The 13,518-nt window shown below is 47.3% G+C and carries 9 protein-coding genes and 1 riboswitch; of the genes, 8 read left to right on the top strand and 1 reads right to left on the bottom strand.

Annotated features, from left to right (window positions below; all coding sequences use genetic code 11):
• Positions 1–160: 160 nt before the first annotated feature.
• Positions 161–1,831, bottom strand: coding sequence for a GGDEF domain-containing protein (locus ACTRDR_RS14135; protein WP_440528237.1), 1,671 nt, complete (start codon positions 1,829–1,831; stop codon positions 161–163).
• A gap of 202 nt (positions 1,832–2,033) precedes the next feature.
• Positions 2,034–2,153: riboswitch (glycine riboswitch) on the top strand.
• Positions 2,154–2,228: 75 nt separating this feature from the next.
• On the opposite strand from ACTRDR_RS14135, the gene ACTRDR_RS14130 reads away from it, so the two are divergent.
• From ACTRDR_RS14130 to ACTRDR_RS14095, 8 genes are all read left to right on the top strand, one after another.
• A complete protein-coding gene (locus ACTRDR_RS14130) occupies positions 2,229–3,641 on the top strand; it encodes an amino acid carrier protein (protein ID WP_176865464.1) in 1,413 nt (470 codons plus the stop codon).
• Between the two features lie 70 nt (positions 3,642–3,711).
• Complete coding sequence (locus tag ACTRDR_RS14125) at positions 3,712–5,055, top strand: MATE family efflux transporter (RefSeq protein ID WP_176865466.1); 1,344 nt, start codon at positions 3,712–3,714, stop codon at positions 5,053–5,055.
• Between the two features lie 188 nt (positions 5,056–5,243).
• Positions 5,244–6,992: a methyl-accepting chemotaxis protein gene (locus ACTRDR_RS14120; protein ID WP_440528234.1), complete on the top strand. Its 1,749-nt coding sequence runs from the start codon at positions 5,244–5,246 to the stop codon at positions 6,990–6,992.
• A 180-nt stretch (positions 6,993–7,172) separates the two neighbouring features.
• Positions 7,173–8,612: a methyl-accepting chemotaxis protein gene (locus ACTRDR_RS14115; protein ID WP_440528232.1), complete on the top strand. Its 1,440-nt coding sequence runs from the start codon at positions 7,173–7,175 to the stop codon at positions 8,610–8,612.
• Positions 8,613–8,663: 51 nt separating this feature from the next.
• A complete protein-coding gene (locus ACTRDR_RS14110) occupies positions 8,664–10,760 on the top strand; it encodes a M28 family peptidase (protein ID WP_440528231.1) in 2,097 nt (698 codons plus the stop codon).
• Between the two features lie 90 nt (positions 10,761–10,850).
• Positions 10,851–11,486: a GNAT family N-acetyltransferase gene (locus tag ACTRDR_RS14105; protein WP_118550027.1), complete on the top strand. Its 636-nt coding sequence runs from the start codon at positions 10,851–10,853 to the stop codon at positions 11,484–11,486.
• A gap of 160 nt (positions 11,487–11,646) precedes the next feature.
• Positions 11,647–12,642: a helix-turn-helix domain-containing protein gene (locus ACTRDR_RS14100; RefSeq protein WP_440528229.1), complete on the top strand. Its 996-nt coding sequence runs from the start codon at positions 11,647–11,649 to the stop codon at positions 12,640–12,642.
• A 51-nt stretch (positions 12,643–12,693) separates the two neighbouring features.
• On the top strand, positions 12,694–13,146 hold the full coding sequence (locus ACTRDR_RS14095; protein ID WP_440528227.1) for a signal peptidase II: 453 nt from the start codon (positions 12,694–12,696) through the stop codon (positions 13,144–13,146).
• Positions 13,147–13,518: the final 372 nt, after the last annotated feature.

The following is a 13,518-nucleotide window of genomic DNA, read 5'->3' as shown; positions in this document are numbered from 1 at the left end:
TCCATTTCTCCGTTTGGAGAAACTCCGATGCACTCAACAGGCTAAAGCCCATAAAGTAAAGACAGCGATTTGTGCGCTAGCGCCCATCGCTGTCCTCACTATGCCTATGCGCGGCTCATTGCTCGCGTTACATTACAAAATGAAATAAGATCTGCAACGCTTATGATCGATTTTCTGTTTTCATTCGTCGTTTCGCCTCATACATTTTGGCATCGGCCTCCCGGATCACATCGTTCATGGAATGGGGCATGTTATGGGTCAATACGGAATAGCCCATAGCGACGGTAATGTGATGCTCGGAACCGTCCGGGAGCTTCAGAACTCCCAGAGACGCTTCGAAATCTTTTTGCAGCTTGAGAAATTCTTTTTCAGAATCGGCTGCGGTTGACAGAAATACGAATTCATCTCCGCCGATCCGGTAACATTTTCCTAAGGAACCGAGATGTGCCGACAGAGTATCCGCTACCCGGCGGATCATTTCATCACCGCTTTGGTGACCGTAGGTGTCGTTCACATATTTGAGGTTATTCACATCGTACAGTGCCAGCAACACATGAAAATTATGGGATGCGTCCAGTCTTTTCAATTCTTCCATATAGGAAGTACGGTTCAGCAGGTCGGTCAGGCCGTCGCGATAAGCCAGGCGGCTGAGCAGCTGCATACGAACTCCTTCCTGATAGTTGGTCATGAGACGCAGGGTAACCTGGACTGCTTCCATGATCAGGAACATAAGCACACCGATTCGTGTGAAGAAGCTGGTCTCGCGAACACTGCCGAACCATAGCAGCAGGATATCCAGTAGAACGCCAAAGCACAGACACAGAATTCCAAGGTTATGATATAGATTGTGCTTCAGATGCTGCTTTTGATTCTGATAAAATCCCTTGCCGATGGCGTAGATAACAAGCGCGATCAGAATGCTAAAAGTAATATGGGTCAGACGAAGACTTTCATGGAAGTCCTTGCGACCGGTCAGATTCAGGCAAAAACGTATACTGAAATCCATGACACTGATCAGGCATACTGTCTGTACCATCACAGGGGAGTACTCTGTATACATTTTGCCAAGGTACAGAAACAGTGGAATGGTGATCAGCATCATAAAAAGTTCCGCAATTGTATGATAAATATGGCTATTACGCAGGATCAGCTGCAGCATACGGTTATCTGCCAACATGAAGATACCGATATTCAGGGAAAACAATCCCAGATAAAGCATCTCACTGCCGATGATGTGCTTCTTGTGTAATGGCAGATAAAACAGGATAAATGCCAGACCAAGATGGGCGATCAGGAAACTGATACCGAATCCGGGTGCTTTGTCGCGGATGCGGCTTATCAGGATATCTTCACTACGTCCCAGATACATATCATTGATCTTGCCACTGCCGTCTCCGTAAGGATTATCGATCACCAGGGTGAGCGTACGCCCGGAATCTTCCCGGTAGATCGGCAGAGAGACATAAGAGGCTCCCGGTGTCTTGCCGAAGAAAACTCCCTCCGGCTGCATGGTCTCATAGATCTGCCGGCCGTCTATCAGGATCGTGACATTGGAACTTTTATAAAAAAAGAAAAGGGTCATGTCGTGAGTCAGCGCAGGAAGCTTCTTGGTCACTGTGCAGGTGCCGCTGATATGGGAAAAATCAACGGGGCTTCCATCGGAGGTGGTCCAGCCTTCTGAAAAGTCAGCATAATCCGATATTGCCGGCTCACGGTTCTGTCTGGGCAGACTATAATACAGTACCGTAAAAATCACAGAACACATGATCAGGAAAAACAGTCCACGTGTAATGGAATATGAAGTTTTGTGATTGTTCGTGTTAGTATTCATATGAATTATATTATAGTAATCAGGTACCATAAAAGTCAATGTCTGTGTTGGTCAGATCATATATTTAAAATGTAAGTGTCAATGATCAATGATCGGAACCATTCACGGATCAATGTCCAAAGATCAATGTCTAAAAATAAAAAAACGTTGCAATGGGTGAAAAAGTATGCTATTGTGATTTTGTTGCCGCTTTAGCGCGGTAAAGATTTACTCTGGAGAGTCCTTCCACGGAAAGCGATTTTCATATTTCCGTATAGAAGGCGCCGAAGGTGTACGGCAGTAAAGCTGCCAATCTCTCAGGCAAAAGGACAGAGCATCTATATGCTTATTCCCATTCTCTTCGGAAGAAATCAATCTACGATAGGACGTCACAAGAGGTGACGGAAGGAGAGGGAATATGTTAGACATGATTAGTAACTTTCTGACCACAGTGGATGATTTCGTCTGGGGCATCCCCCTGATCGTCCTCATTCTGGCTACCGGCCTTTTTCTCACAGCCAGACTTCGTTTTTTGCAGATCACGAAGCTTCCCCATGCAATCAAACACTTAATTGCCAATGAAAAGTCGGGCGAAGACGGCGAAGTATCCAGCTTTGCGGCACTGTGTACGGCATTGTCCGCTACCATCGGAACCGGTAATATCGTTGGTGTGGCAACAGCTATTGTAGCAGGTGGTCCCGGAGCTTTGTTCTGGATGTGGATCGCTGCGCTGGTAGGTACGGCTACGAAGTATTCCGAGTGCCTGCTGGCGGTGAAGTATCGTGTGGTAGCAGAGGACGGACATATCATCGGTGGCCCCTTCTACTATATCGAGAACGGTATGGGCAAGAACTGGAAATGGCTGGCGAAGATATTCGCTTTTATGGGTGTATGCGTAGGATTGTTCGGTATCGGAACCTTTACCCAGATCAACGGTATCACCAGTGCGGTACATAATTTCTTCGATGCGAACAATGCACATACCGTACAGCTCTTCGGCATGGACTATTCCTGGAGTGTGGTGATCTCCGGAATCCTTTTGACCATCTGCGTGGCACTGGTTGTTATCGGTGGATTAAAGCGTATCTCCACTGTGGCACAGGTCATCGTTCCTTTTATGGCAGTGACTTATGTAGTAGCCTGTCTGTTAGTACTGATCTTTAATGTAACTGCCATTCCGGCAGCTATCGTAACCATCGTACAGAGTGCGTTTGGTATGCGTGCCGTAGCCGGCGGTGCTTTGGGAGCGGTTATCATGGCAATGCAGAAGGGTATTGCGAGAGGTATTTTCTCCAACGAAGCCGGTATCGGTAGTGCACCTATCGCAGCGGCTGCAGCGCAGAACGATTCTCCTGCCACGCAGGGTCTGATCTCCATGATGGGTACCATTATCGATACCCTGATCATTTGTACCATGACCGGTCTTACGATTGTAATTACCGATTCCTGGAACGTAGGTCTGGACGGCGTGGATGTTACCACCAGAGCTTTCCAGCAGGGGCTTCCTTTCAACAGTTCCATCGCATCCTTTATTCTGATGGTATGCCTGGTATTCTTTGCATTTACCACGATCCTCGGATGGGATTACTACAGCGAGAGATGCCTGGAATATCTGATCGGTCAGAAGCCGAAGGCAATCAAAGTATACCGTTGGATCTACATTGCCTGCGTATTTATCGGACCCTATATGACTGTTAAGGCAGTATGGACCATCGCAGATATCTTCAACGGTCTGATGGCGATCCCGAACCTGATCGCATTGCTGGCATTAAATGGTGTGGTTGTGGCTGAGACCAAGAAATACCTTGACAATGCCAAGAAAAAGTTTTAAAAAAGTTCTGTAGCCCTATCAAGCGGGGAAAATCCATATTTTTTCCGGAAGTATAGAAGTGAGGAACTATATGAAAGATCTTACAAAGGGCAGACCGTCAGTTTTGATACTGACGTTTGCCCTTCCTATTTTTTTAGCTAATTTATTACAACTTACTTACAGCCTGGCAGATACCCGCATTGTAGGTACTTTTCTGGGAGATAATGCTCTGGCGGCTGTGGGGGCTACGACGACGCTGAGCAATCTGATCGTACAGTTCCTGATGGGAATGTGTAATGGATTCGCTATTATTTCGGCACAGTGCTTCGGAGCGAAGGATATGGACAGATTGCGTAGATCATTAGGCAGTTCTCTGGTGCTTGGCCTATTGGCGGCTGTGGTACTGACGATTGGAGGGCTTGTATTTTTGCAGCCGATCCTCAGATTCCTGAATGTGCCGGAAAATCTGCTGAATACAGCAACACAGTATGTATCCGTGATCATAGCGGGGCTTGTTATTACTTTATTATATGATGTATTATCCGCGACCCTAAGAGCGATCGGAGATACTGTGACCCCGCTGATCGTGCTGGCGGTGTCGGTGGTGCTGAATATCGGAGGAGATCTGCTTCTGATCGTGGTGCTGCATATGGGAGTGCTGGGTGCCGCAGTTGCTACTGTGCTGTCGCAGCTGATCGCTGTGGTGGTGTGTGCGGTCTATCTGTGGAAAAAGTATGAAATTCTGCGGATACGTGTGGATGATCTGAAGCTGCAGGATGCCGGAATGCTCCGCAACATGTTAAGTTCCGGTCTTTCTATGGGCTTCATGAGTTCTCTGGTCAATATCGGTACACTGACATTGCAGACTTCTATCAACAAGTTGGGACAGAATATTATCATTGCCCATACGGCAGCCCGCAAGATCTCCGAGATCTTCATGATCATGTTCAGCGTTTTCGGTCAGACGATGGCGACTTATTGCGGACAAAATCTGGGAGCCGGTAAAATCGACCGGATCCGCAGAGGAATCCTGTTGGCAACCGGTTATACCTGCATCTGGTGTACGCTTAACATTGTGACCGCTTATACTATCGGTGACTGGCTGGTATGGCTGGTTACCGGCAGCAAAAATCCGGAAGTGATCTACAATGCCACATTATATCTGAAGATAGATACACTGTTCTATTATGTGACAGCAGTAATCTGTATTGTGAGAAACTCCATGCAGGGACTGGGAGAGCGGATCGTACCGCTGATCTCCAGCTCGCTGGAAATGATAGGGAAAATTGTGATTGCAGCGACGCTGGTTCCTATGTTCGGATACCCGGGTGTCATCGCGGCAGAGCCTATTGTATGGTTTATCATGATCATTCCGCTATTGATGAAGATACTGCGCATGCCTGTCTGGAAACAGAAAAACTTAACGGTTTCGTAAATAAAAAAGATGTTTTTACTTAACGTTGAGGAAAAATGACCAAATCTGACAGCAAAATACTTGTAATTTTGTCGAATTGTATTACTATATGGAAAATGATACAATGATTTTACCGAAAAAATACTTAAACGTTTTCGAGATGAACCGAATGTGACTAAGTCTTTTACAGAAAGGCAGATGTGGTAAGTATGAAGAAGACAGAGAACAAGAAAACGGAAGTAAAAGGGAAGAAAAAGCCATTTTTTACAATCTCCAAAAAGATACTGGCGTTGAGCCTTCTGCCGATGATCATTGTGTGTGCACTGGTGGCGACCGTGGGCTCCAGAGCTTTGGAAGCAGGCATCGAGGAACAGATTGAGAAAGCATTGCAGATCGTAGGCGTCAGCGTGGACGAGACTTACACCAATCTGTATGAAGGTGATTACACCAGAGATAAGGGAGGCAAGGTGCGAAAGGGTGGCGTAGCAATCTCCGGAGATACGCAGCTGATCGACGGATTGCAGGAGAAGACGGGATTCCAGGTGTCTTTCCTGTACGGGAATATGCGTCTGATCACAACGCTGACGAAACCGGAGGGAGGACGCATCAACGGTACAGGTCTGGAGACGGAGATCTACGAGCAGGTCCAGACGGGAGAACCGCTATTCCTTAAGGATTGCGACATCTCCGAAGTGGATTACTATGTGTATTATCAACCGCTGATCAACTCCGATGGTTCTGTGATCGGTGCCATTGAGGTGGCAACACCGGTGCAGGGGGTACAGGACACGATTCATACGCAGGTGAAGGATATTATCCTGATCGCTGTGGCATGCGTTCTTGTGGCGGCAGTGCTGGTAAGCGTATTATCCCGAAGCATGGTGAAAACCATGAAGAAGACCAAGCATTTCCTGGGCAGGATCGTGAACGGAGAACTGGATGCAGAACCGGATGAAAAGCAGTGCCGAAGAAAGGACGAATTGGGAGATGTCTACCGGATCTCTGTGAAATTGCAGAAGACGCTGCGCACCATTGTGACGGATATCAAGGATTCCGCGGATAATCTGACGGTATCTTCCAACAAACTGATCAAGATAGCGCAGGATACCCAGGAATCTGTCAACGACGTATATCAGGCAGTAGGGGAGATATCTGAAGGTGCCAGGAACCAGGCGGACGAAACAACGGATGCCAATACGAACGTGGTACGTATCGGTGAACAAATCGAGTATATCTCCGACAAAGTGAATTCTCTGACGGATTATGCCGGCAGGATGGCAGAAGCGGAGAAAGCTTCCGAAGAGATCATGAAGGAACTGAACAACTCCAACGAGAGCACCAAAGAATCTGTCCTGCGGGTAGCGGAACAGATTAAGGATATGAACGGAGCAATTCAGAATATCACGAAGGCAGTTTCCATGATTCAGGATATTGCGGACGAGACAGACCTGCTGTCATTGAATGCCAGCATTGAAGCAGCCAGAGCCGGGGAAGCGGGAAGAGGCTTCGCAGTGGTGGCAGAGCAGATCAGTAAGCTGGCTGACCAGTCCAAGCGCTCCGCAACTGAGATTGAACAGATCATCAAAAATATCATGGAGTCTTCCGGCAGAATGGTGGAGATCATGGGCGAAGTGGAAGCCAACATGAATCATCAGCAGAGCAAGTTAGAAGAGACCGGTGTGAAGACTGCGGCAGTAGCGGATGGTGTGGAGAATTCCCTGCAGCATATCGGCGGTATCCGGGAGAAGATGGATGTCTTAGGACAGTCCGGAAGTGCGATCCGCGATGTGGTAGAAGGACTGTCGGCAATCTCCGAACAGAATGCAGCATCCGCAGACAGCACCATGCAGGCGGCTCATGACATGAGTGGTACCATGACAGAACTGATGAATTCTTCTGAGAACCTGCTGGCATTAGCGGACAAGTTGGAAAAGGTACTGGATGTTTTCAAGGTATAAAGAGGGTGCCGGAAGCTGTCCGGCAGGGAGATAACATATAAATGACAGAAAATGCAGTCCGGTTTTTATAGAAAACCGGACTGCATTTTCGTGTGGTTTATTGACGGGGATACCATCATGAATTACAATATAAGAGATGTATGGAATGAATATATCAGACGGGAGAGAAGGAGAATGCAAATGAAAGAGTTGGAACGAAGTAACCGGGTGGCCATGATAGCCCATGGCGTGATCAATGCATGTATGCTTTTTATTAGCGTGATCGGATTCGTTGAGCGCACAGTATCGGCTCCGGTATTGGTAGTGCTAATGCTTCTTGGAATCATACCGGTTTTGGCAGAATTTATTTGTTGGAAGAGGGATCATGCGACCAAAGCTATAAAACATCTGTCAATGATCGGATTTGCACTGTTTTATACGGTACTGCTTTTTACAGCACAGTGCAATATGGTGTATGCATTTGTAATTCCCATGATGTTTGCAGTCATGCCTTATCATGATGTCAAGGCATTTGCGCTTATTAATGTGGGGACGTTGATAGAGAATGTCCTGGTGGTGCTCCTGGGAGCTACACAAGGGGGATTTGGCTATCTGGGGCAGGACGCAGGATTTATACAGATTTCTGTAATGGTTCTGCTGTGCTTTACATCCATCTATGCTACGATATCCAACCAGAAGAACACTAGTGAAAATATAGAGAGCATTACTGCTGCGCAGGACCGCACGGAAGCAACCTTACGTGAGGTCATGGAAATGAGTAGCCGGATGGAGACTTCAGTAGCGGATATCACAGCGGAATTGAATAAACTGGAAACTGCTTTTGACAGTACAAAAACAGCTATGGAGGAGGTATCTGCAGGTTCCGGTGAGTCTGCCGCGGCGATTCAGCAGCAGACGGCCCAGACGGAGGCTATTCAGGAAAAAGTAAATACCGTAGGTGAAGTGGCAGAGACGATCGGAAATAACATGGAACATACGATAGAAATACTGGATGCCGGAAAAGAAGAGATGACAGGTCTGAAGGAGCAGGCAGAGGATTCTGCAAGGAACAGTGAGCTGGCAGCACAGAAGCTGGAAAAGCTGGATCATTATATGCAGGAGATGCATTCCATCGTGGAAATCATCAGCAAAATAGCTAATCAGACCAGCCTTCTTGCGTTGAACGCCAGCATAGAGGCAGCCAGAGCCGGTGAAGCCGGCCGCGGATTCTCCGTAGTGGCGACGGAGATTTCGGGAATGGCCACCCAGACAAAGGATGCTACCGGCAATATCGCAGAGCTGATCCAAAATGTATCCGGAGCGATAGGAGAAGTGGTAACGGTCATCCGCCAGATGATAGACGGCATCGGTAGCCAAAGGGAAGGAACGATGCGTGCGGCGGACAGTTTCACGGCAATTGAAGACAGCAGTTATATGATCGTGGATAATCTGGGAGAGATGCTTCAGATAGTAGAAGCTTTGAAAACAGCCAACCAGGAGATCGTGGATTCTATTCAGACAATCTCAGCGACTACGGAAGAAGTATCCGCCCATGCCAGTGAGACACTGGAAGCGGAAGAGAGAAATAGAGAGATTCTGCAAAAAATTACAGAAAATATGAATTCGATGGTGAAAAAATAAGTAACGGTTCCTGTGACAGAACGGACAGGATAGAAACAGGAGTGACAGAATATGCATGACAACGGGGTGACTTTACAGAAAAGGGTGTTACAGAATCTGGATATACCGTATTCGTATGAACTGGCAAAGCGAATGGAACAATACCGGTCACATCCGACACTGGGGTATCGTCCGGCGGGTTCTAAGGCAGAATTTGAGACCGGAGAGATGCTGAAGACAGAAATGAAAAAAATCGGACTGTCTGAGGTTACAAAGGATGCTGTGACGGTAGACGGCTGGGAATTTCATAAGGCAGCGTTAAGCTACACGAATGCGGCCGGGGAGACCGTGTCAGCAGAATTGGGAGCCTATCAGACAACCTTTGTCACAGATGGTCCTAAGGAATTTTCCATGATGTACCTGGGAAAAGGAACGGAGACCGACTATCAGGGAAAAGATGTCAGGGATAAGCTGGTACTGGTGGAGATTAACCAGAGAGATGAGTGGTGGATCAATTATCCTGTATACCAGGCACATCTGAAGGGAGCCGCAGCCCTGATCGCAGTGCAGAGCGGTGGCTACGGCGAAATCGACGATGAAGCTCTGAATGCACAGGATATTGCCGGACCGGAGGATGCTCCCGCTTTTTCCATTTCCAGAAAGGATGCGGCCGGTCTGCTGGAGCTGCTGCGTGATCAGGAGGAAATAACGGTCACCTTTGATGCGGAATCCAGGGTGACAAGGAACTGCACGACTTATAATATTGTGGGAAAGATTCCCGGAAAACATCCTGACCGCATGGTGCTTTTGTCTGCACACTATGATTCCTATTTTGACGGATTTCAGGATGACAACACAGCGGTCGCTCTGATGTTTGGTATTGCAAAGGCGTTGCAGGACAGTGGTTTCCAACCGAACAATACCATTGTGATCTGTGCCATGGCATCCGAAGAATGGGGAGTTGTGGATTCCAATTTCGACTGGTCCACAGGAGCTTATGAGCAGATATTCACCGCACATCCCGAATGGGTGGGCAAGGTGATCGCAGACCTGAACTTTGAACTTCCTGCGCTGGCACATGGTACCAGAGCGAGGATCCGCAGCTGCTATGAATATGTCAGTTTCCTGGAGGAATATCTGGCGGATCTGCCGAATCTGACGATAGCCTACCCGGAAGAGACGGCAGTGACATCTCCGATCGAGACCTGGTCGGATGATTTTTCCATGGCGATCGCAGGTGTACCGTCCATGGTAAATGATTTCACCGGCGGAAGCTTTATGGAGACCCACTATCATTCTCAGTTTGATAACGATGAGTTTTATGATGAACAGGTATACCGTCTGCATCACGAGCTGTTTTCCCTGCTGATCCTGGCACTTGATGAAACGGCAGTGGTGCCGTTACAGTTTTCACCGGTGGCACAGCGGATTCGCAAGGGCTTGGAACAGTGTCGGGAAATCTGCTACCGCGCTGATGTGGCTGGGCAGCTGGGAGAGAAAAAGCGGGTTTTGCTTGAAAAAATTGAGGAACTGGAGGCTTTAAGTGACCGGGCACTCAGAAGATGCCGGGAAGAATATGAAGCGGTAGAGGAATACAACCGTAACTACAAACAGTTGCTTAGAGATGGAAAATACGACGAGGCGGAGGAACTCTTCCGGCAGACCAGACCGCTGGAACAGAAGCTGCTTGCAAGGTTCAAACAGGAGCAGGATGCTCTGGTGCGGATTGACTGGTACGGAAATGTGTTGTATCCTCATGAAATATGCAGTACAAATTTAAGACTTCTGGGCGGCGCGGTGAGAAATCTGAAGGAACAGAGACTTTCCTCCGCACTTCGTAAGCTTTATCAGGTAGATAACAATGCCTATGCCTTTAATTTTGATGAAGAGGTATATAGGCATTTTACGGATTATGTATTCCACCAGCCGAAGGATCGCCTGAAATGGGGCTACGGGAGGCTGCCGGAGCATGAAAATCTATATGGAACGGTCAAACAGCTTCTCCAAAAAGAAAGACAATTGGAGGCATTGACAGAATCCGGTATGAAGGAAATGGACTACCGGGAAGAAATTGCCAGCCTGGAACATGCATGCAGCAAGCTTGTGGTCAGTCTGATGAATATCATACAGCAAATGGAGAAAGCTGTGGCAGAGATATTTGAATTATAATGATGGCGAGGGCAGAGCATGGAACAATCCGCAGGCAACAAAGCAGGGGACTGACATCATCATAATAAGGAGATAACAGTAAATACAATTATGGAAAGTGATAAGTTATATCGTGTGCAGAAGGAAGATCTTCCGAAAGTGGAGAAAATGCTGAATCAGTGCTTTGCACATGATCCGTTGTACGAGACGTTGATTCCGGATCCGGAAGTCCGTAAAAATCTGATGCCGGAGCTGTTTAAATGTGATATGGATGAATTTTATGCGACCTGTGAAATTTTCGCAGACAGCGCGGACCTAAACAGTGTATTGGTGGTATCGGATGAAGCGGAGCCATACAATGTATTTCAGTTCTATTTTACGGAGGCCATGGCTGCTTTACAGACGGATTCCTATCTGATCAAGGAGGATCCTTCGTTAAAGACATTTCGGAATTTCATGAAGGGTGAGGATTATCTCAATTCCAGCTGGACGGATCAGTTGCATCAGAATCAGCGACTTCATATTATCTATCTGGCAGTGGATCCCGCCATGCAACATCACGGAATTGCGGCAGAACTTTTAGAGGAAGCCATTGACTATGCCCAGAAGCACAAACTGATGATCTCCCTCGAAACACATAATCCAAAAAACGTGGAATTCTATGAAAAGTTCGGATTCAAGGTATATGGCGTGATGGAGAAGAATTTCCCGTTAAAGCAATACTGTCTGATCCGTGAAGTACAGTAATATTGCTGAAAATTTCAGAAAAATCCGGAAACGCAACTGCCGGTTGACAAAATTTCAAGGGCACTTGGTAGTTGTCAACCGGCTCTTTTGTTATGATTTTTCTATGTCGACGATCTATGTGTGCACAAGAAAACATTAATAAAAGAAGGAGAGAATGAAAATGATCCTGTCAGAAAAAATAATAATGTTGCGTAAGAAATATGGGTGGTCCCAGGAGGAACTGGCAGAACGCCTGGACATTTCCAGACAGTCCGTATCCAAATGGGAGAGTGGAGCCTCAATCCCGGATCTGGAACGCATTGTCGGTATGAGCCAGCTGTTCGGAGTTACTACGGATTACTTATTAAAAGATGAAATGGAAGAGACGGAATTCGCCGATGGAATGACACCGGAGATCACAGAGGGCAAAGTGATCACGGTGGAGGAAGCCAATACTTTTCTGGAAGCTACGAAAAAATATGCTGCCCGCATTGCTCCGGCAGTATCCTTATGTGTGCTCTCTCCTGTTGTATTGTTGTGGCTGTTGGGAATGGCAGCTGCCAAAAGAGGAGCAATCACAGAAAATGTTGCGGGAGGAATCGGTCTCATCGTACTGTTGCTGATGGTGGTAGTTGCGGTAGCGGTGTTTCTTCTCACCGGAATCCCATACAAGAAATATGAATATCTGGAAAAAGAAAAGCTGACACTGCAATATGGGGTGTCCGGAATCGTGGAAAAAGCGAAAGAGACCTTTGCGGGAACCTATCGTATCTGCATTACTCTGGGTGTGGTATTGTGTATCCTGGGAGTGGTACCTTTGCTGGTAGTATCCATTTTCTTCGGGAATAATGGTTATGCGGTAATCCTTGCTACGGATGTTTTGCTCATTGTAGTGGCGATCGCTGTATGGCTGTTCGTGTGGTCCGGTATTATCTGGGGCGGTTTTCAGAAAATGCTTCAGGAGGGGGATTATACTGTGGAGAATAAGGCAGTCAACAGGAAGTATGAGCATGTGACAGCAATTTACTGGTGTGCCTGGACAGCACTTTATCTGGCTATCAGCCTGCCGACGATGCGTTGGTACATTACCTGGGTTGTATGGCCTGTGGCTGGAGTATTGTATGGGGCACTTCTGGCGTTTCTGAAGATAAAGAATCGGAAAGCAGAGCGCGAATAAGCGGATTTCAAGGGGGAATACGGACGGCGTGAAAAAGGAGCGGAATATTATATGACAGTGGTATGTCTTGTGATACTGGCAGGAATTTTCTGGGGAGATTTTTTCTTAAAAAATTACATAGAGTCACATGTGAACGAACGGGACGAACGAGCAATCTGCAAGGGAAAATTTCTGATCCGCAAGCATCATAACAAAGGCATGATGCTCAATGCCGGACAGAAGAAAAGGCGTCTGGTGGCTGTTGTTTCACTGGCGTTTACACTGATATTGACCGTTGTCTTTATTGTGAGTCTGGGACATCGAGGCAACAATTTGCTGCGCCTGGGTCTGGCGCTGTTACTTGGCGGTGCATTCAGCAATACCTATGACCGCCTCCGCAGAGGTTACGTGGTGGACTATGTAAGTTTTCCGGTGAAATGGCAGGCGTTCCGCAAGATCGTATTCAACTGCTCGGATTTCTGCATTATCATCGGTGCGTTGCTATCGGCACTTGGAATGCTGTAAATTGAAAGTTACGAGCCATGCATAGTCAAAACGGAAACAGCGATCTGGGAGCTTGCTCACAAGTCGCTGTTTTTGTTTTTGACTATATACGGCGACAGCCGTCAATGAAATAAATGTGGAGCGTCCTTTGCGACACATTTATGAATTGAATGCATGGCTCGTAACGTAGGGTTGCCGTAAACCCCACGAACGCCTACGGCGGACGGGACATCCTTCCTCGATGTAAGGTCTCCCGGTGGGAATTTTCTGACGAAAAGTGAGTAGCGGTTCTAATCCGTACGGGCACGGCTCCAGTTGCCATCCATGGCAACATCCGGATGCCTTGAACGTCCTGTTCGCTCCACCCTGTCTTTCAACACTTTTCGAGAAAAT

This window comes from Simiaoa sp., assembly GCF_051972595.1.
GTDB lineage: Bacteria > Bacillota > Clostridia > Lachnospirales > Lachnospiraceae > Acetatifactor > Acetatifactor hominis.
Note: the sequence above shows the minus strand (reverse complement) of the source record. Positions and strands in the feature narration are given on the sequence as shown.